Consider the following 18760-nt stretch of genomic DNA (forward strand, 5'->3'; position numbering starts at 1 on the left):
CCGCCAGGGTCCGCCAAAGTTACACAGCCGAAGTGTCAGGATTTGCTTCCGGCGTTGCTTTTCCGGCGGCTGCCCATGGCCAGGCCGGCGAAGCCCAGGCCCATGATGGCCAGGGTGCCGGGTTCGGGCACCGCCACGGCGGCGAAGGACTGCGACGAATCGACCTTCAGGAACGGCACCGTGGTGGGCGTGGCGCCGTCCCACATCATCGTCGGCGAGAAGAACGAGGGCACGTTGGTGGTGCCGGTGATCTTGTCCTGGAAGATGGAACCGGTGACGATGTCCAGGTAGGCGGAATCGACATAATCGATCATGAAGCGCGAATCGAACGAGCCGGTGCCGACCGCGCCGCTGGCGGTGAAGCTGGCGTCGTTGAACACCAGGTGGCCCGACAGGATGATGATGCCGTCGCCGTCGGTGTCGCCGGGCGAGGTGCCGCAGCCGGTCGAGGTCGAACCGGTGCCGTAGCAGCGCACGGTGCCGTTACCGTTGCCCGGCACGGCGCGGCTGCTGCCGGCGCCGTTGGTGATCCGGTCGAAGTAGATGGCGATGTTTTGCACGCCGGCGCGCAGCGGGTCGACGTCCATCGCGGCCGACTGCGAGGGCGGCAGGGTGAAATGGGCGGTGGTCGGCGTCTGGACGTCGACCAGCTCCTGGAAGCGCACCACCTTGCTGATTTCGAAGGTGGTGTTCATGCCGGCCGGCGTGACGATGGCAGGGGTGTTGCTGTTGGACATGGTGCCGATGACCATCTGCGACCGCAGCTCGGTCAGGTAGGGCAGGCTGGCGCCGGGGCCGGTGCCGACGGTGCGCCCGGGGATGAAGCCGGTGGCCAGGCCGGTGTCGGTGACGTTGGTCCACAGATCCGCATAGGTGCTGTAGTTGCCGCTGCCGGTGACATCGAGGCCCACGGTGGGGCCGGCGCTGGCGCTGAGCGGCGCGGCCAGGGCGGTGGCGATTGCGGCGGCGGCCAGTGCGGGTTTGAGGATGTTCATATGTGTGCTCCCTGGAGTTGGCGGCACCCGGAAATCGGGGTCGTATGCCTATAGAGCAAAACCCTTGCCAAGCAATGTGAACTGAAAGAAATCAAGCACTTGCGCAACACCCATACTACGCTTTTGCAACTATTGTAAAAAAAGCCGTCACTAAAAAAACGGACCGCGGGCATGGCGCCGGGGTCCGTTGAAAAGCGCCGAAGAGGATGCCGTCTTTGCCACCGCCTACGGCAAACGGCCCATCAGCAAGCAGCGTTGGTTTTGCGGCGTTTGCTCAGGGCCAGTCCGGCCAGGCCCAGCCCGATGATGGCCACGGTGCCGGGTTCCGGCACGGCGGCGAAGGACTGCGAGGAGTCCACTTTCAGGAACGGCACGGTGGTTGGCGTGGCGCCGTCCCACATCGAGGTCGGTGTAAAGAATGTCGGCACATTGGTGGTGCCGGTGAAGCGGTCCCGGAACACCGAGCCGGTGACGACGTCGAGGTAGGCGGGATCGACATAATCGATCACGAAGCGGGTGTCGAACGAGCCGGTGCCGACGGCGCCGCTGGCGACGAAGCTGGCGGTGTTGAAGACCAGGTGGCCCGACAGGACCATGATGCCGTCGCCGTCCGGGTCGCCCGCGCCGCCGCCGCAACCGTTGGCGGCGCCGCCGGTGACGCCGGCGCCGTAGCAGCGCACCGTGTCGACGCCGTTGCCGGGCACGGCCTGGCTGGCGCCGCCCGGGGTGATGCGGTCGAAGAACACGGCGAAGTTCTGCACGCCGGCGCGGGTGGGATCGACGTCCATCGCCGCCGACTGGCTGGGCGCCAGCCCGAAGGTCGCGGTGGTCGCGTTTTGCGACGTGACCAGTTCCTCGAAGCGCACGATCTTGGTCATCTCGAAGCTGGTGTTGAGGCCGGCCGGGGTGACGATGGCGCCGGCATTGCTGTTGCTCATTGTGCCGATGACGGTCTGCGTGTGCAGCTCGGTCACGTACGGCGCGATGCCGCCGGGGCCGCCGACGGTGGCGCCGGGAACGAAGCCGGTGACCACGGCGGTGTCGGTGATGTTGGTCCACAGGTCGGCGTAGGTGGTGTAGGTGCCGGTGCCGGTGGGGTCGAGGCCGACCACGGGGGCGGCGAGCGCGCCGAACGGTGTTGCCAGCGCGGCGGCGAGGAGGCCGGCGGCGCCGGGTTTGTAATAGTTCATAGCTGTTCCCCAAGAAATAGAAGACCCTGGAAATCAAGGTCGCTCCACCTCTTCAGCAAAACCCCTGCCAGCCTGGACGAAGCCTGTGTATTCAAAGGCTTGCGTCGCGATGTGTGTTGCGCGTCGAAAAGGGCGTAAAAAATTCCGGCACTTGTCGACTGTAGTTCGTTGCTCTAGCCCAGCCCGCTTGCTTTGAGTGTCGAGGCCGTTTTGATTTTGCGCGCCGGAATGCCGCCCCAGATTTCGCCGGCGCCGATGTGGGTGTCCTTGGTCACCACCGCGCCGGCCGAGACGATGGCGTGGTCGCCGATGCGCACACCCGCCATCACCACCGCCTTGGCGCCGATGGTGACGGTGTCGCCGATGACGACCGCTTTCAGTTCCAGCTTGCTGCCTTCGATCACGTGCGCGAAGATCACCGCGTCGTGGCCGATGATGGTGTTGCTGCCGATGCGCGTGAGCGGCGGATCGAGCAGGGCGCCGGCGCTGTAGGTGTTGACGCCCAGCTTTGCGCCGAGCGCGAGGTAGATCAGCCGCACCACCGGCACCGGGATGAAGTGCGTGCGGATCAGCGAATTGAACAGCAAGAGGTAAAAAAGGATGTTGACGTTGGCGGCCAGTTCGTGGCGCGAGTTCTCGGCCACCTCGCCCTCGCGCAGCGGCATGAACAACAGGAAGCCGCGGTACACGGCAATGGCCGCCAGGTAGGTCAGCAGCACCGCCGCCAGCAGCAGCGCCACGCCGCGAAAGTCGCCCAGCGGCAGGCCGCCGAGCAACAGCGCGGTGGCGCCCACGCCCAGCGCCAGGATCACGGCCAGCAAGCCCAGGAAGACGGCGATCTGCAACGGTTTGATGGCGCGCATCAGCGGCTCCCCGCCGGCGGGCCGATTAGCAGTTCGCTCAGCGGCTTGCGGATCGAGCGCGCCGCGGCCGGCTCGCCGGCGCCGATGCGGCCCATGAACACGGCCGTCTCCCACGCCTGCCGGCCGACCAGCTGCTCGCCCTGTCGGGCCAGGTCGGCCGCGCGCTGCTGCATGCCCGGCGTGCCGGAAAACACCCGGCCCTCGCGCACGTAGCGGGAAAAGATCAGCGGCGTCAGCTCCGGCTGCAGTTGCAGGCCGAGCGCCGTGGCCGTCAGCCATAAGCGCTGCATGGCCCGGCCCGCCGCGACGTAATCGTCGACGCGCTGCGGGCGGCGCTGCGCCGTCAGCACGAAGTGTGCGGCGCAGGCCAGGCCGGGGATCAGGTCCATCTGCAGGCGCGGCGCCACCGTGCCGGCCAGCCAGGTGTTGAAAAATTCCACGCGGCGCCAGTCGTGCATGATCCAGCGCATCAGCCTGGCGGTCACCGCGTCCACGCCCAGCGCCTGGTCCGGCATGCGGTCCTCGCTGTAGCGGGCGTTCCATTCGATGACTGCCTGGTGCACCTGGTACGCCTCCGGCATCGTCAACCGCAGCTTGGCGTTGCGGTACATCAAACGCGCCGCCGCCGTGCGCTGGCGGCCTTCGAGCCAGCTCACGCCGAAGCCCGGCGGCAGGGCGGCGGCCAGCGCGGCCTTCTCGGCCGGCGTCAGCGGACGCCGGTTCAGCGGGCGGCGCTGCACGCTGCGCACCAGGATGACATCGGCCAGCGGGTCGGCTTCGCGCTGCGGCGCCGGCACGAAATCGACGATGAAGGTGGGGCGCGCCTCGGGCGCCTCCGGCCGGCGCGCCGCTTGCATCTCGAGGCCGAAGGTGCTGGCGGCAACGGCCATCGTTTCCAGCAGCGCGCCCAGCGATATCTGGCTGGGGTGGCCGTCCAGGTCGTAGACGCAGTGGTCGCGCGTGTCGCGCCCGTGCACGATCAGGCGGCGCGCGTCGAGGATCTCGAAGCGCCACGGCTGGGTGTTGTCGCCGCTGGGCGCCCAGCGCGCCAGCTCGAGTATCTGTTCCAGCGTGGAATCCAAGTGTTGTTCCATCTTGCTCATGATTGGTCTCCGGGACGGCGCCGTTTGGCCAGCAGCATCGCCAGCCGTTGCAGCGGGTGGCGGTGGCCGCCGGGACGCCAGGTGCGCACCAGCTTGTTGCGATAGCCGTCGTATTGATAGCCGCGCGGCGCGGCCAATATCTTGCCGCGGTTGAGCATGATCTTGAGCGCCTCGGTGGCGGCGGCGCCGGCGCACAACTCGCAGCCCATGATGGTGGAGGGACCGCGCTTCTCCTTCAAATTGATGCTGGACGGATCGACCAGGTAGCCCCGGTGCAGCCCGGCCGGCGCCAGCCCGACCAGGAAGCGCAGCGCTTTCTCGTCGTCCGGCAGGTCGCCCCAGCCGAAGTACTGCTCGAACGTCATCTCCCCCGGCATGAAATTGAGCACGGCCGTGCCCATGCCCAGCGGCGCGGCCGTGATCGCCGGAATGCCGAGCCGGTCGCAGGCGGCGAAGGTGGCCTGGCGCGCACCGAAGGCGAAGAAGTCCAGGCCGTCGACATACAGGTCGACGCCCTTGAAGAACCGGCGCATGTTGACGTCGTCCACGCCGGTGGGAAAGCTGGTGATCTGCAGTTCCGGATTGATATCGCGCGCCATCGCCTCCAGCACCTCGACCTTGGGCAAGCCCAGGGTCGACATGTTGGCGCCGATCTGGCGGTTGAAGTTGGCGATGTCGAAGGTGTCGAAATCGGCGATGTGGAACGCGCCCACGCCCAGCCGCGCCAAGGTCAGCAGATGAAAGCCACCCACGCCGCCCAGCCCGGCGATGGCGATGCGCTTGTCCTTGAGCAAGGACTGTTCGGCCGGCGTCACCCAGCCGAGATTGCGCGCGAAGGCGTGGTGGTAAGAGAAGGTCTGTGCCATGTGTTTCCCAGGGAACAGCCGCCATGCGGCTCAAGGGAAATTCGACAGATGAGCTAGATCAAAAGTTCCGCAAAAAGTGTAAAAAAGCGTGCGACCGGCGAAAAAAAGCCGGTTCGGGGGAACCGGCCATTGCCACTCAAGCCATCAACAACAACCGCCGCGCTTGCCGGCGCCGCCGTAGCGCGCCTCCTGGCGCTCGCGGAAGAATTCCTCGTACGTCATCATCGGCTCATCGGGATGGGTGGCTTCCCGATGGCTGACATAGGTGTCGTAGTCCGGCAGGCCCATCATCAGGCGCATGCTTTGCCCGAGATAGCGGCCCGCCTTGGCGATGTCGCCCAACATCATTGCACCTTGGGCGCCAGCACCATCGGGCTTTCCATGGCGGTCGGCTTGCTGTTGGCGCGCGCGACCATCACGGTGCGGATGCCGAACACCAGCACGCTGAGCACGACGATGACGAAGAAGCCGGCCAGCGACGCGTCCAGGTAATCGTTGAACACGATCTGGTGCATCTGCGCCACCGACTTGGCCGGCGCCAGCAGCTTGCCTTCGTCAAGTGCGGCCTGGTACTTGGCCGCGTGCGACAGGAAACCGATTTTCGGATTGGCGTCGAAGATCTTCTGCCAGCCGGCCGTCAGGGTGCACAGCAGCAGCCAGATGGTCGGCACGATGGTGACCCAGGCGAACTTGCCGCGCTTCATCTTGAACAGCACGCAGGTGCCCAGCATCAGCGCGATCGCCGCCAGCATCTGGTTGGCAATGCCGAACAGCGGCCACAAGGTGTTGATGCCGCCCAGCGGATCGACCACGCCCTGGTACAGGAAGTAGCCCCAGGCCGCCACGCACAGCGCGGTCGCGGTCAGGTTGGCGAACACGTTCTCGGTCTTTTTCATCGACGGCACGAAGGCGCCCAGCAAATCCTGCAGCATGAAGCGGCCGGCGCGGGTGCCGGCGTCGACGGCGGTGAGGATGAACAGCGCCTCGAACAGGATGGCGAAGTGGTACCAGAAGGCCATCATGGCCTGGCCGCCGATGACGTTCGACAGGATGTGGGCCATGCCCACCGCCAGGGTCGGGGCGCCGCCGGCGCGCGAGATGATGCTGTGCTCGCCGACATCCTTGGCGGTCTGGGTCAGCATTTCCGGCGTGACATAAAAGCCCCACTGCGAGATCGCCGCAGCGGCGGACTCGGCCGTGGTGCCGATCAGCGCGGCCGGAGAGTTCATGGCGAAGTAGATGCCCGGTTCGATAGTCGAGGCGGCCACCAGCGCCATGATGGCGACAAACGATTCCATCAGCATGGCGCCGTAGCCGATGAAGCGGGCGTGGCTTTCATTCTCGATCATCTTGGGCGTGGTGCCCGACGAGATCAGCGCGTGGAAGCCGGACACTGCGCCGCAGGCGATGGTGATGAACAGGAAGGGGAACATCGAACCCGACCACACCGGGCCGGTGCCGTCGATGAATTGGGTGAACGCCGGCATTTTCAGGTAGGGCGCGACAAACAGGATGCCCAGCGCCAGGCCGACGATGGTGCCGATCTTGAGGAAGGTCGACAGGTAGTCGCGCGGCGCCAGCAGCAGCCACACCGGCAGCACCGAGGCGACGAAGCCGTAGCCGATCAGCATCCAGGTCAGCTCGGTGCCGGTGAAGTTGAACATCGGCGCCAGCGCCGGATTTTCCTGCACGTACTGGCCGCCGAAGATGGCCGCCATCAGCAGTACGAAGCCGATGATCGACACCTCGCCGATGCGGCCGACGCGGATGTAGCGCGAATACACGCCCATGAACAGCGCGATCGGGATCGTCATCATGACGGTGAAGCTGCCCCAGGGCGAGCCGGTCAGCGCCTTCACGACGATCAGCGCCAGCACCGCCAGGATGATGACCATGATCATGAAGGTGCCCAACAGCGCGATCATGCCGGGGATCTGGCCCAGTTCGGATTTGATCAGGTCGCCCAGCGAGCGGCCGTCGCGCCGCATCGAGATGAACAGCACGATGAAGTCCTGCACGGCGCCGGCGAACACCACGCCGGCCAGGATCCACAGCATGCCGGGCAGGTAACCCATCTGCGCGGCCAGCACCGGCCCGACCAGCGGACCGGCGCCGGCGATGGCGGCGAAGTGGTGGCCGAACAGCACGTATTTATTGGTCGGCACGTAGTCGAGGCCGTCGTTCAGCTTGGCGGCCGGCGTCATGCGCTTGTCGTCCAGCCCCAGCACCTTGTCGGCGATGTACAGGCTGTAATAGCGGTAGGCGATCAGATAGACGCAGACGGCGGCGATGACGATCCAGATCGCGCTGACGGATTCGCCGCGCTTGAGCGCCACCACGCCCAGCGCGGCGGCGCCGCACAGGGCCAGCGCCGCCCAGCCGAGCTTGCTGGCCAGGGTCTGGGGTGTATGAGTGGGTAGTGATTTCATGCTTCCTCCAAGGTAATTCCGAACTTCGTCTGAGGCTGCCTTGGCCTTGTTAATCCGGCATCGTGGCAGCTTATGGCGAGTATTCACGAAGCTGATAATCGGCGCAAGCGCAGCACTACGCAGGCGCGTTAAGTATTACTACGTACGGCCGGGTGCGCGCGGGGGCGTAAAATCGCGAGGTTCGGATAATTGGATGGGCGGTCTCTCATGAAGTTGCGGCAAAAAGTCATATTCCTGGCCATCACGCCGCTGATCCTGGCGCTGTGCGCGATCGCGCTGGCGGTGCGGCATCAGTCGGTGTTGCTGGCGCAGCAGCAGCGCGACACCATCCAGCAAGCGTATCTCAGCAGCAAGGAGGCCGAGCTCAAGCATTATGTCGCGCTGGCGTCGCATTCGATCTCGCACCTGTATCATTCCGGCCGCAGCGATCCGGCGACCCTGGAGGAGGCCAAGCGCATCCTGTCGTCGCTGAGCTACGGCGACGACGGGTATTTCTTTCTGTACGATATGAACGGCAACACCCTGATGCATCCGCGCCAGCCCGAGCTGGTGGGCAAGAATTTGTTCGAGCTGCGCGACGCGCTGGGGAGGCCGACGATCCAGAACCTGCTGCAACGGGCCAGGGCCGGAGGCGGGCTGGAGCGCTACATGTGGATCAAGCCGTCGACCCGCAAGCCGGTCGCCAAGCTCGGCTACGTGATCGCGATGCCGAACTGGGGCTGGATGATGGGCACCGGCATCTATCTCGACGACGTCGACCGCGCGCTGGCCAAGATCGACATCCAGCAATCGGGCAACATCCACAACACCATGCTGTGGATCGCCGCCATCGCCATCGCCGCCTCGGTGACGGTGGCCAGCAGCGGGCTGGCGCTCAACATCAGCGAGTTCCGCGTCGCCGACGCCAAGCTCAAGGTGCTGGCGCAACGGGTGGTCGAATCGCAGGAGGAGGAGCGGGCGCGGCTCTCGCGCGACTTGCACGACGGTATCAGCCAGTGGCTGGTGTCGATCAAATTGCAGATCGAGGCGGGGATGATCCGGTTGTCGTCGGACAAGCCGGAGCAGCGGCAGGCCGCGCACGCGGTGTTCGAGCACGCGGCCGGGCAGCTGAGCAATGTGATGGGCGAGGTGCGCCGCATCTCGCACAACCTGCGCCCGGCCATCCTCGACGACTTGGGGCTGGCGGCCGCGCTGCACCACCTGGGGCAGGAATACACGCTCAGCAGCGGCACGCCGGTGCGCTTCGAGGCCAGCGGCATCACCGACGGGCTGGCCGACGTCGCCAACACGGTGCTGTTCCGCATCGCCCAGGAGGCGCTGACCAACATCGAGCGCCACGCCGGCGCCAGCGCCATCGAGATCGGCCTGACCGGCGACGGCAAGGGCGTGAACTTGCGCATCAGCGACGACGGCGTCGGCTTCGACGCCGAGGGCATCGCGCTGCATCCCAAGCACGGCATCGGTCTGCGCAACATGATGGAGCGGATGGACGCCATCGGCGGGCGTTTCGAGATCGTCTCCTCGTCGGACGGCACGGTGCTGAGCGCCTACGCCGCCAACAATAGCTGAACAAAGCCACGACAACGGCTAATATGAATCATCGCAGCATTAAAATAGTACCGGGAAGAAGCACGCCATGACCTCTACAATCAAAATCCTGCTGGTCGACGACCACCCCCTGGTGCGCGACGGCCTGCGCGCGCGGCTCGAGGCGATGCCGCAGTTCGAGGTGGTGGCCGAGGCCGGCGGCGCGGCCGAGGCGCTGGAGCAGGCGGCCCAGTGCACGGTCGACCTGGTGCTGATGGATATCAATATGCGCGGCACCAACGGCATCGAGGCGACCGCCCAGTTCAAGCAGGCGTTCCCGCGCATCGCCGTGCTGATCCTGTCGATGCACGACAAGCTGGAATATGTGTCGCAAGCGATCCAGGCGGGCGCGCGCGGCTACGTGCTCAAGGACGCCCCCGGCAAGGACATCGTCGTCGCCATCGAGACCGTCATGTCCGGCGGAATTTATTACAGCGCCGCGCTGGCGCGCCAGCTGGCGCAGCCGCAGAACCAGGACAACCAGCTGACCTCGCGCGAACACGAGGTGTTGCGCCACATCGCCAACGGCGAATCGAACAAGCAGATCGCCCGCGCGCTGGACCTCAGCGTGCGCACCGTCGAAACCCACCGGCTCAACATCAAGCGCAAGCTGGGGATAGAAGGGCAGGCGGAATTGATCCGTTTCGCCGTCCAGCACGCGCAATGACATCACTTTCACCATGATTCTTTGTTTGGATGCAACAAAATCGAGTCGGAGCTCTAATACTGTTGAGCAATTTCTAATATTCCGTGTTTGTCCGGCAATATCTGATATATTCTAAGTGCTTAGAAAATTGCAATTGTGTAAAAAGAAAAATGTTTTTGTGTGCAGTCAGTTGTTCCGATACTGGTCATATTGCAAATTACTCTACTGCCCCATGGTATTTGCTTGCCCCGTCATTGTTGAACGATCGCTGCGCGCACCACCTTCGATGAGAAATTGATGTCCGCGCCAGATACTAGTCCGTTCCCCCTGGTGGAATTCCAAGCGGTGTCCAACGCTCGCAACGAGTGGGTGGCGCTGAGTTTCGAATTGTCCGCCGACGCGGGCGACGCCTTCCAGTCCACGCTGACCTTGTTCAGAACCCCCGACGCCTTCGCCGCGCTGGCGCCGCTCGACTGCATCGTGCCGGTGCCCGATCCGGCATCGCTGGAACTGTCACAACTCTCGACCTTGCCGTCCAGCCGCGTGATCCTGCGCGTGCCGGCGGCGCCCTGCGCCGACGTGCCGGTGCAAAAGAAACTCGCCGCCATCGCCGACGCCGGCTACCGCATCATGATCGAAGGCGTCACCGCCGGCTCCGCCGCCACCTTGTGCGGCGCCACGGCGTTGATGGTGGACGCCTCGATCGCGTTGCCGCCGGTGATCGCGTTGATCGGCCAGCCCGGTCCGCACCTGGCCGCCAATATGCACAGCGAGCTGCGCATCGCCGAATGCGCGCACGCCGGCTTCCACTGGTTCAGCGGCGACTACGCTCTGCACCCGTCGCAAGAGAGCGCCGGCGACGGCACCTCGCGCAAGCGTCTGCTGGCGCTGCTCGGCATGCTGGCGCGCGACGCCGATTCGCGCGAGCTCGAAGTGCTGCTCAAGCAAGACCCGGCGCTGTCCTACCACCTGTTAAAACTGGTCAACTCGGCCGCCTTCGCGCTCAGTTCGCCGATCCACAGTTTCGGCCAGGCGATCAACGTGCTGGGGCGGCGCCAGCTGCAACGCTGGCTGCAATTGCTGCTCTACGCGCGGCAGCAGGACGACGGCCTGGCCAATCCGCTGCTGCCGCTGGCGGCGGTGCGCGCGGCCCACATGGAAGCGCTCAGCAAATCGCTCGGCTGGGACCGCGACCAGCAGGACATGGCCTTCGTCGCCGGCGTGTTCTCGCTGCTCGATGTGCTGCTGGGCATGTCGATGACGGAAATCGTCGCCGCGCTCAGCCTGGACCTGGATGTCGTCATGGCGCTGCTGGACCGGGGCGGCCCTCTGGGCGAACTGCTCAGCCTGGTCGAACGCCACGACCGCGCCGCGCTCGACAAGGCCGGCATCGGCGCCGACACCTACTGGCAAGCGCAGCTGCAGGCCTACCACTGGGCCATCCAGGTCAGCAGGAATCTGTAAGCCATGGCCCACCATCCCGTTTCCGACTTCCTCAACCACAGCGCCGCCGTCTGCGACGCCGTGCTGCGCCTGCGCGGCAGCGCCATGGCCGAGGAACTGGGGCGGATCGTGCGCAGCGTCACCAACAGCCCGCTGGGCGAATACCTGCCGGCCGACGCCGTCTCGCTGCTGGTCGCGCCGCCGGTGGAAGAAATCGTCGCCGCCAACGACGCCGCCGTCCCCAGCCTGACGCAGGACATCTGGTTCGAGGACCGGTATTTCGGCCGCTTCATCGTCTCCGGACGGCTCGGCTACAGCGACGCCGACCGCCAGCACCTGGCCAGCCTCGCCACCCTGGCCGGCAGCGTGCTGCAAGTGCACTCGCTGGCGCAGCGCAGCACCCACGCCTATGTGCAGGTCGAATCGCAACTGCAGCATCAGGCGCAGATCCTCGACCACATCCACGAATCGGTGGTGACGATGGACATGAACGGCTTCATCCTTAGCTGGAACAAGGGCGCGGAGCGGCTGTTCGGCTACACCTCGGTGGAAGCGGTGGGGCGCAACATCCTGTTCCTGTACGACGAGGAAGACATCGACGCCCACGATCCGTTCCTGGAGCAGGGCGGGCGGCTGATGGAAGTTCGGCGCAAGAAAAAATCGGGCGAGGTGTTCTGGGCCAGCCTCTCGCTGTCGCCGCTGTGCGACTTCAACAAGCGATCGATGGGCCTGATCGCTTACCTCACCGACATCACCGAGCGCAAGCTGGCCGAAGAGCGCATCCACCACCTCGCGTACTACGACGCGCTGACCAACCTGCCGAACCGCACCCTGCTGACCAAGCTGGTCGACCAGGCGCTGATGGTCGCGCAGCGCGGCAAGCTGCAAGGCTGCGTCCTGTTCATCGACCTCAATCGCTTCAAGATGATCAACGACACGCTCGGGCGCAAGGTCGGCGACGAGTTGCTGTGCGAAGTGGCGCGCCGCTTCCGCACGGTGCTGCGCGACCAGGACCTGGTGGCGCGGCTGGGCGGCGACGAATTCGCCATCGGCCTCTTCGATCTCGGGCAACACTTCGAAGCGAGCATGGTCGCGCAAAAGCTGCTGGCCACGCTCAACAGCCCGATCATGATCGACGGCCACGATTTACGGGTCGGCGGCAGCATCGGCATCAGTGTCTATCCGCAGGACGGCGACGACGCCGAAACGCTGCTGCGGCTGGCCGACATCGCCATGTACCGCGCCAAGCAGGAGGGCGGCGTCAACGGCGACCACGTCGCCTTCTACAGCCAGGACATGAACCAGGGCATGCAGGAGCGCATGCGCATCGAAACCGGGCTGCGCTACGCGCTCGGCAACGGCGAGCTGCTGCTGCACTACCAGCCCAAGTTCTCCATCGACACCGGCAAGATCATCGGCGCCGAAGCGCTGGTGCGCTGGCGCCATCCGCAGCGCGGCCTGGTGCCGCCGGCCGAATTCATCCCGCTGGCCGAGGCGACCGGGCTGGTGGTGCAGGTCGGCGAGTGGGTGCTGGAGGCGGCCTGTTCGCAGGCCAAGCTGTGGAAGGACGCCGGCTTGCCGCCGATCCGGCTGGCGGTCAACGTCTCGGCGCGCGAGTTCACCGCGTCGCTGCCGGGACGGGTGATGGACACGCTGAACCGCTACGGGCTGGAGCCGTCGTGGCTGGAACTGGAGATCACCGAGAGCACGCTGATGCACAACATCGACCGCGTGATCGGCATCATGGACCGGATCACCGCGCTGGGCGTGACGTTGTCGCTGGATGACTTCGGTACGGGGTATTCGAGCTTGTCGTATCTGAAGCGGTTCCCGATTGATACGTTGAAGATCGACCGGTCGTTTACCATCGGCATACCGAGCGACGCTAACGATTGCGCGATCGCGAATACTATTATCAGTATCGCGCAGCAGCTGAAGCACAAGGTCATCGCCGAGGGTGTGGAGACGGTGGAGCAGTTGGCGTTTTTGAAGAATTCCGGCTGTGACGAGGTGCAGGGGTATCTGTTCTCGCAGCCGCTGGAGGCGGCGGCATTCGAGCTGGCGCTGCGCGAGAACTGGACGCCGGGGCAGGCCAGCAGGGCTGCTTGATGCTTGTCCAGGTTGCGGCAAAGCGCGATTTGCCCATGGATGGGTTGAATTCTGTATAATGCTGCCCCATAGGAAGCGTGGCCGAGTGGTTGAAGGCAGCAGTCTTGAAAACTGCCGACGGTGTGAGCCGTTCGTGAGTTCGAATCTCACCGCTTCCGCCAAAAAATAAATCAAACCGGCCGAGGCCGGTTTTTTTTGTTGCTGTTTCTCGAAAAGTGATGCGGTCATTTCCCCGATTTATCGATTCGCGACTGGCGCTCGTGCGCTACATCAAAGCGGGGCCTGCGGCGCTTGACACGGGTGATGAACCGTTCGATCATGGTTGTATGGACGCCGTCAGCAAAGAAATACTGGACGCAAGACTTGAAACCGTCGACACCAAGATGGATGGTCGTATCGCGACCTTGGAAGTCAAGATTGATGGAAAGTTCTCAGGTGTTGACGCCCAGTTTGCTGAGGTGAATGTCCAGTTCTCCGGGGTTGATGTCAAGTTTGCCGAACTACGTGCAGAAGTACAAAAAGGCTTCGCGTATATGACCAAGTGGATTGTTGGCACGGTAGTCGGGGTTGCCGCAGTGACGATCACAATTATGACCTTCGTCCTCAACAACGCAGTCCCGAAGGTGCACGCAGCCGCATTGTCGCAAACAGCGCCGATCGTCGGCCCCGCAGTTCACTACAAGTGATTGATTTCGCCTATTATCGGGAGGTCTCTTAACCTTTTGGTAGAAATGACCGGCACAAATTCCAATCAGAGGACGATCTGGACGAAAGAAGTCGACACCCGATGAACCTCCACCGCCTCGACCTGGTCTCCTTGTCCTTGTTCTCCCACGTTGCGCGCACTGGCAGCATTAGCAAAGGTGGCGCGCTGGCTAACCTTGCCGTCGGCGCGGCAAGCAAACGCATGTCCGACCTGGAGGCGATGACCGGTACGGCCCTCCTTGAACGACATTCACGCGGCGTTATTCTGACCGCTGCCGGGCAGGCGCTCTATCGCCATGCGCAACTCATATTGCGAGATGTCGACTCGCTGGCGGCCGATCTGTCGGATTACGCCTCCGGCCTGGTCGGCGTCGTGCGCTTGTGGGCGAATACCTCCGCCGTGACGCAGTTTTTACCCAACGACCTTGCAGCCTTTACATCCGCCAATCCTGGAATCAGGATCGAATTCGAAGAGAAAGACAGCAGCGAAATCGTCATGGCGGTCATCGATGGCCGGGCAGACCTTGGTATTTTTGCGGACCGGACGCCAGCGTTTGGTCTGCACCTGGTCAATTACAAAAAGGATCGCCTGGTGCTGGTCGTGCCCGAGTGGCACGTCTTGGCCCACCAGCCCTCGCTTAGCTTCAACGAAGTACTGGAGTACGACTTCGTTAGCCTTTCCGAAGGCACTTCCCTCGCGCGGCGATTGCAAGAGGAAACCGAGGTACTTGGACGCAAACTCAAGCTGCGCATCCGGGTGCGCAGCTTTGATGCGATGTGCAAAATGGTGGCAGCCGGGATGGGCATCGCGGTGTTGCCGGCCGAAGCGGTCAAAGAACTGATCGGGTCGCTCAATCTGCGGCAAATTTCGTTGAACGATCCTTGGGCCGAGCGCAGTTTGTTGATTGGCCTGCGCAATCCCAAGGCGGTGTCACGTCACGTGCGGCTGCTGCTCGACCACCTCGCGCTGGCGACCATGCCCGCATAAACCCATCGGCCTGCGCTATCCCGGCCAGCTTTCGCGGTTCGCGAAAGCTGGCTTCTTTCCTTTTGGCTTCTGCGAACAAAAAAAGGGGAACAGAATGCCCCTATGCGCCATGAAGAGCGCATGTCACAACGTGGCGCCGACACCTGGACATACAGGTGCGGTCGCTAAGACACTCATCAGCAGGAGACACGCATGTCGAAGTCATCAACTATTCCCATTGAATCAGCGGTTTCCTCCTCGGCAATCGAGGAGGCGCGCATCGTGCGCAAGGTGGCCTGGCACATCATGCCGCTCATCATGGTTTGCTACCTGTTCGCTTTTTTCGATCGCATCAACGTCAGCTTTGCCAAGTTCGCACTGCAAACCGATCTCGGCCTGAGCGATACCGCTTACGGTTTCGGCGCCGGCCTGTTCGTGGTCGGCTATGTCTTGTTTGAGGTGCCCAGCAATCTGATGCTCTACAAGGTCGGGGCCAGGCGCTGGATTGCCCGGATCATGGTGTCGTGGGGGATCGCCACCGCACTGATGGCGTTTGTCGACGCCGAGTGGCAATTTTATGTATTGCGCTTCCTGATCGGCGCGATGGAGGCTGGCTTTGCGCCGGGCGTGTTGTACTACCTGACGCTCTGGTTTCCATCCGCCTACCGCGGCCGCATCACCTCGACGCTGTTCCTTGCATCGGCTTTCGCCGGCTTGCTTGGTGCGCCCGCCGCAGGGCTGGTGCTGTCGCATATGGATGGTTTGCTGGCGATGCGCGGCTGGCACTGGTTATTCCTTGTCGGCGGCATTCCGTGCGTGTTTCTCGGCTATCTGGTTTTCAGGGTGTTGAAGGACCGGATCGAGGATGCTGGCTGGCTTACCCGTGAAGAGCAGACAGTGCTGTCGGCGCGCATCGCCGAACAGAACCGCTCGATCGGCGGCCATGGCCATTCATTGCTCGGCGCGTTGAAAACCCCGGGGTTTTTGACTCTCGGCCTGGTGTACTTCCTGATTCAGATGAGTTCCTACGGACTCAATTTTTGGGCGCCGCATTTGATTCGCACCTCTGGCATTACCAACCCGACGACCATCGGCTTGCTGACGGCGATCCCGTATCTCTGCGGTGCGATCACCATGGTGGCGGTCGGTCGCATGTCGGACGGTTCCGGCGAACGGCGCAAATTTGTCATTGGCCTGATGCTGCTCGCGGCAGGCGGTTTTTTCAGTGCCGGCATCTTCGACAAGCACACCGGCTGGTTGATTGTCTCGCTGGCGGTCATGGGAGCGGGTGTGATTGCATCAATCCCGGCTTTCTGGGCGCTGCCGCCGAAAATCGTGACCGGCGTCGGCGCGGCGGGCGGTATCGCGTTGATCAATACCCTGGGCCAACTGGGCGGCATTGTCAGTCCGGTGCTTGTGGGCCGGATCAAGGACGTCACCGGCAGTACCACGCCCGCCTTGTACGTGATCGGCTGCCTGTGTCTTGCCTGCGTGGCCGTGTTGATGTTTGCATTGCCCGAAAAACTGCGCGAAAAGGAAGCGCCGCTGGACCGGCGCACTGCCTGAACCACTGCGGGCGCCGCGGCGCCTTTTCACAAATAGGATGAGAGGTCTGTCATGAATAAAGAACTAGCTATCCCTGCGGGTGCGTTGCGAGGGGTTCGCGTGATTGAAATGGGGCAGTTGATCGCCGGCCCGTTCGCCGGCAAGACGCTGGGCGAATTTGGCGCCGACGTGATCAAGATCGAGGCGCCCGGCGCTGGCGATCCACTGCGTAACTGGCGCATGATCAAGGAGGGCACGTCGGTATGGTGGCAGGTTCAATCGCGTAATAAACGTTCGGTTGCGCTCGACTTGCGCAGCGCCGAAGGCCAGGACATCGCGCGCAAGTTGATTGCCGAAGCCGATGTGCTGATTGAAAATTTCCGGCCCGGTACGCTGGAGGCCTGGGGCATGGGCTGGGAAGCGTTGTCCGCGCTCAATCCGGGCCTTGTCATGCTGCGCATTTCCGGCTACGGCCAGACCGGTCCTTACCGCGATTTGCCCGGCTTCGGCGCCATCGGGGAAGCCCTCGGCGGGCTGCGCCACCTGACCGGGGAACCGGATCGGGTTCCGGTACGCTGCGGCATCTCCATCGGTGACACGCTTGCGGCGCTCCACGGCACCATCGGCATACTGACCGCGCTGTACCATCGCAAGGTCAATGGCGGCATGGGGCAGGTGATCGACGTGGCCTTGCATGAGGCGGTGTTCAACGTGATGGAGAGCCTGATTCCGGAATACAGTGCCTTCGGCGTGACGCGTGAAGCGGCAGGTAGTGCCCTGCCTGGCATTGCACCGTCGAATGCCTATCGCTGCGGCGATGGCTTTGTGCTCATCGCCGGCAACGGCGACAGCATCTTCAGGCGTCTGATGCACGAAATAGGCCGCGCCGACCTGGCCGACGACCCGGCGCTGGCCAACAACGCCGGCCGTGTCGCCCGGGTCGCCGAACTCGATGCGGCCATTGGTGCGTGGACGGCAACGCGCTTGGTCGCCGACGTGCTCGCCGTGCTCGGGCAGGCTGGCGTGCCGGCGGGTAAAGTCTACGACGCCAGGGATATTGCCGAGGATCCGCACTACCGCGCCCGCGACATGATCCTTTCCCAGACGACTCGAGACGGTTATGAGCTTGAGGTGCCGGGCATCGTCCCCAAGTTGCTTGGCACGCCGGGAAGCGTGCGCTCGGCGGCGCCGCGGCTCGGCGAGGACACCGACGCCGTACTCCAGGAACTTGGATTGACCGAGCAGGATGTCGCCGTCTTGCGCGGCAAAGGAGTGGTGGCATGAGCGCCTGGAACGGCGCAGGGCGCCGCATCTACCTGCAGGAAGTGGGCACACGCGACGGTTTGCAAGCGGAAGCGGTGTTCGTACCCACGGACGAGAAAATCGCGCTGGTCAACAGCCTTTCCCGCACCGGGGTGGCCAAAATCGAAGTCACCGCGTTCGTGTCACCGAAGGCCATTCCCGCACTGGGCGACGCGCAGCAGGTGATGCTGGGAATCGAGCGGGTCCATGGCGTGATTTACAGCGCGCTGGTGCCGAACGTGCGCGGCGCGGAGCGCGCCATCGAAAGTAGTGTCGATGAACTCAATCTCGTCATGTCGGCCAGTGAAAGCCACAACCTGTCGAATCTTAGGATGACGCGGGAACAGTCGTTTGCGGCCTTGAGCGAAGTTGCAGGCCTCGCCAGGACAGCTTCATTGGCCGTCAATATCTCGCTGTCCTGTGCTTTTGGTTGCCCGATCGAGGGCGAGGTGGCCGAGGACGTCGTGATGGACTGGTGCGCGCGCTTTGTGGGCGAGGCCGGCGCTACGGGTATCACGTTGTGCGACACGACCGGCATGGCTTACCCAAGCCAGGTGGCATCGCTCACGCGGCGCTTTCGCGCGACATGGCCTCGCATTGCACTCAGCCTTCATTTTCACAATACCCGCGGCATGGGGTTGGCAAATGTGCTCGCCGGGATTGACGCTGGGGCGGACCGTTTCGACGCCTCACTGGGCGGTATTGGTGGCTGTCCCTACGCGCCTGGCGCCTCGGGTAATGTGTGTACGGAAGATATCGTCCACGCTTTGCAGCTGATGAAATATGACACCGGTATCGATCTTCAGGCGCTGATCGCCGCCTCGAAACGCCTGCCCGGGCTGATCGGTCACGATATCCCAAGCCAGGTCGTCAAGGCAGGACGCCGGCTCGATTTGCACCAACCGCCAAAGGATTTCGAGATGATAAAAGTACGCGCGCATGAAAGGGGACGCGGGAGCATTTAGCTCAAATACCAGGCTGCGGACTTGTACATCAAGCGGCTCCGCGGA

16 protein-coding genes and 1 tRNA gene are annotated in these 18760 nt (G+C 63.8%); 10 read left to right on the forward strand and 7 right to left on the reverse strand.

From position 1 onward, the window contains the following. Nucleotides 1-35: 35 nt before the first annotated feature. The 7 genes from AC0IYS_RS09890 to AC0IYS_RS09920 form a co-directional block, all read right to left on the reverse strand. Nucleotides 36-995, reverse strand: a complete 960-nt coding sequence (locus AC0IYS_RS09890) for a PEP-CTERM sorting domain-containing protein (protein ID WP_471704982.1) — start codon at nucleotides 993-995, stop codon at nucleotides 36-38. Nucleotides 996-1237: 242 nt separating this feature from the next. Next, entirely contained in the window at nucleotides 1238-2185 is a 948-nt protein-coding gene (locus AC0IYS_RS09895) for a PEP-CTERM sorting domain-containing protein (RefSeq protein ID WP_471704983.1), read from the reverse strand. A 173-nt stretch (nucleotides 2186-2358) separates the two neighbouring features. Continuing rightward, nucleotides 2359-3048 carry an acyltransferase gene (locus tag AC0IYS_RS09900; RefSeq protein WP_471704984.1) on the reverse strand — a complete coding sequence of 230 codons (690 nt, stop codon included), beginning with the start codon at nucleotides 3046-3048 and terminating at the stop codon, nucleotides 2359-2361. Beyond that, complete coding sequence (locus AC0IYS_RS09905; RefSeq protein WP_471704985.1) at nucleotides 3048-4151, reverse strand: nitroreductase family protein; 1104 nt, start codon at nucleotides 4149-4151, stop codon at nucleotides 3048-3050. The genes AC0IYS_RS09900 and AC0IYS_RS09905 overlap by 1 nt, the downstream gene beginning before the upstream one ends. Continuing rightward, a complete protein-coding gene (locus AC0IYS_RS09910; protein WP_471704986.1) occupies nucleotides 4148-5017 on the reverse strand; it encodes a ThiF family adenylyltransferase in 870 nt (289 codons plus the stop codon). The genes AC0IYS_RS09905 and AC0IYS_RS09910 overlap by 4 nt, the downstream gene beginning before the upstream one ends. A gap of 144 nt (nucleotides 5018-5161) precedes the next feature. Beyond that, a complete protein-coding gene (locus AC0IYS_RS09915) occupies nucleotides 5162-5362 on the reverse strand; it encodes a YbdD/YjiX family protein (protein ID WP_209720512.1) in 201 nt (66 codons plus the stop codon). Further along, nucleotides 5362-7446 (reverse strand): carbon starvation CstA family protein, encoded by a 2085-nt coding sequence (locus tag AC0IYS_RS09920; protein ID WP_471704987.1) that lies wholly within the window; start codon nucleotides 7444-7446, stop codon nucleotides 5362-5364. The genes AC0IYS_RS09915 and AC0IYS_RS09920 overlap by 1 nt, the downstream gene beginning before the upstream one ends. Nucleotides 7447-7653: 207 nt before the next feature. On the opposite strand from AC0IYS_RS09920, the gene AC0IYS_RS09925 reads away from it, so the two are divergent. From AC0IYS_RS09925 to AC0IYS_RS09970, 10 genes are all read left to right on the forward strand, one after another. Beyond that, nucleotides 7654-9015, forward strand: a complete 1362-nt coding sequence (locus AC0IYS_RS09925) for a cache domain-containing protein (RefSeq protein ID WP_471704988.1) — start codon at nucleotides 7654-7656, stop codon at nucleotides 9013-9015. Nucleotides 9016-9082: 67 nt separating this feature from the next. Next, the gene (locus AC0IYS_RS09930; RefSeq protein ID WP_363507679.1) at nucleotides 9083-9700 is read left to right on the forward strand and encodes a response regulator; all 618 of its coding nucleotides are present in this window, start codon (nucleotides 9083-9085) and stop codon (nucleotides 9698-9700) included. 276 nt (nucleotides 9701-9976) lie between these two features. Further along, nucleotides 9977-11143: an EAL and HDOD domain-containing protein gene (locus tag AC0IYS_RS09935; RefSeq protein WP_471704989.1), complete on the forward strand. Its 1167-nt coding sequence runs from the start codon at nucleotides 9977-9979 to the stop codon at nucleotides 11141-11143. A 3-nt stretch (nucleotides 11144-11146) separates the two neighbouring features. Then, nucleotides 11147-13231, forward strand: coding sequence for a putative bifunctional diguanylate cyclase/phosphodiesterase (locus AC0IYS_RS09940; RefSeq protein WP_471704990.1), 2085 nt, complete (start codon nucleotides 11147-11149; stop codon nucleotides 13229-13231). 71 nt (nucleotides 13232-13302) lie between these two features. Beyond that, a tRNA-Ser gene (locus AC0IYS_RS09945) sits at nucleotides 13303-13392 on the forward strand. A gap of 57 nt (nucleotides 13393-13449) precedes the next feature. Further along, entirely contained in the window at nucleotides 13450-13917 is a 468-nt protein-coding gene (locus AC0IYS_RS09950; protein WP_471704991.1) for a hypothetical protein, read from the forward strand. A 101-nt stretch (nucleotides 13918-14018) separates the two neighbouring features. Further along, nucleotides 14019-14924 carry a LysR substrate-binding domain-containing protein gene (locus AC0IYS_RS09955; RefSeq protein WP_471704992.1) on the forward strand — a complete coding sequence of 302 codons (906 nt, stop codon included), beginning with the start codon at nucleotides 14019-14021 and terminating at the stop codon, nucleotides 14922-14924. 192 nt (nucleotides 14925-15116) lie between these two features. Further along, nucleotides 15117-16469 (forward strand): MFS transporter, encoded by a 1353-nt coding sequence (locus AC0IYS_RS09960; protein ID WP_471704993.1) that lies wholly within the window; start codon nucleotides 15117-15119, stop codon nucleotides 16467-16469. A 51-nt stretch (nucleotides 16470-16520) separates the two neighbouring features. After that, complete coding sequence (locus tag AC0IYS_RS09965; protein ID WP_471704994.1) at nucleotides 16521-17732, forward strand: CaiB/BaiF CoA transferase family protein; 1212 nt, start codon at nucleotides 16521-16523, stop codon at nucleotides 17730-17732. Beyond that, nucleotides 17729-18715 (forward strand): hydroxymethylglutaryl-CoA lyase, encoded by a 987-nt coding sequence (locus AC0IYS_RS09970; RefSeq protein ID WP_471704995.1) that lies wholly within the window; start codon nucleotides 17729-17731, stop codon nucleotides 18713-18715. Before AC0IYS_RS09965 ends, AC0IYS_RS09970 begins: the two co-directional genes overlap by 4 nt. Nucleotides 18716-18760 lie beyond the last annotated feature (45 nt).

It is taken from the genome of Duganella sp. AC237, from assembly GCF_979254035.1.

What these genes read in the sequence shown, in the direction of transcription:
- AC0IYS_RS09890 (WP_471704982.1), bottom strand. Translation starts at nt 995, where the DNA reads ATGAACATCCTCAAACCCGCACTGGCCGCCGCCGCAATCGCCACCGCC.
- AC0IYS_RS09895 (WP_471704983.1), bottom strand. Translation starts at nt 2,185, where the DNA reads ATGAACTATTACAAACCCGGCGCCGCCGGCCTCCTCGCCGCCGCGCTG.
- AC0IYS_RS09900 (WP_471704984.1), bottom strand. Translation starts at nt 3,048, where the DNA reads ATGCGCGCCATCAAACCGTTGCAGATCGCCGTCTTCCTGGGCTTGCTG.
- AC0IYS_RS09905 (WP_471704985.1), bottom strand. Translation starts at nt 4,151, where the DNA reads ATGAGCAAGATGGAACAACACTTGGATTCCACGCTGGAACAGATACTC.
- AC0IYS_RS09910 (WP_471704986.1), bottom strand. Translation starts at nt 5,017, where the DNA reads ATGGCACAGACCTTCTCTTACCACCACGCCTTCGCGCGCAATCTCGGC.
- AC0IYS_RS09915 (WP_209720512.1), bottom strand. Translation starts at nt 5,362, where the DNA reads ATGTTGGGCGACATCGCCAAGGCGGGCCGCTATCTCGGGCAAAGCATG.
- AC0IYS_RS09920 (WP_471704987.1), bottom strand. Translation starts at nt 7,446, where the DNA reads ATGAAATCACTACCCACTCATACACCCCAGACCCTGGCCAGCAAGCTC.
- AC0IYS_RS09925 (WP_471704988.1), top strand. Translation starts at nt 7,654, where the DNA reads ATGAAGTTGCGGCAAAAAGTCATATTCCTGGCCATCACGCCGCTGATC.
- AC0IYS_RS09930 (WP_363507679.1), top strand. Translation starts at nt 9,083, where the DNA reads ATGACCTCTACAATCAAAATCCTGCTGGTCGACGACCACCCCCTGGTG.
- AC0IYS_RS09935 (WP_471704989.1), top strand. Translation starts at nt 9,977, where the DNA reads ATGTCCGCGCCAGATACTAGTCCGTTCCCCCTGGTGGAATTCCAAGCG.
- AC0IYS_RS09940 (WP_471704990.1), top strand. Translation starts at nt 11,147, where the DNA reads ATGGCCCACCATCCCGTTTCCGACTTCCTCAACCACAGCGCCGCCGTC.
- AC0IYS_RS09950 (WP_471704991.1), top strand. Translation starts at nt 13,450, where the DNA reads ATGCGGTCATTTCCCCGATTTATCGATTCGCGACTGGCGCTCGTGCGC.
- AC0IYS_RS09955 (WP_471704992.1), top strand. Translation starts at nt 14,019, where the DNA reads ATGAACCTCCACCGCCTCGACCTGGTCTCCTTGTCCTTGTTCTCCCAC.
- AC0IYS_RS09960 (WP_471704993.1), top strand. Translation starts at nt 15,117, where the DNA reads ATGTCGAAGTCATCAACTATTCCCATTGAATCAGCGGTTTCCTCCTCG.
- AC0IYS_RS09965 (WP_471704994.1), top strand. Translation starts at nt 16,521, where the DNA reads ATGAATAAAGAACTAGCTATCCCTGCGGGTGCGTTGCGAGGGGTTCGC.
- AC0IYS_RS09970 (WP_471704995.1), top strand. Translation starts at nt 17,729, where the DNA reads ATGAGCGCCTGGAACGGCGCAGGGCGCCGCATCTACCTGCAGGAAGTG.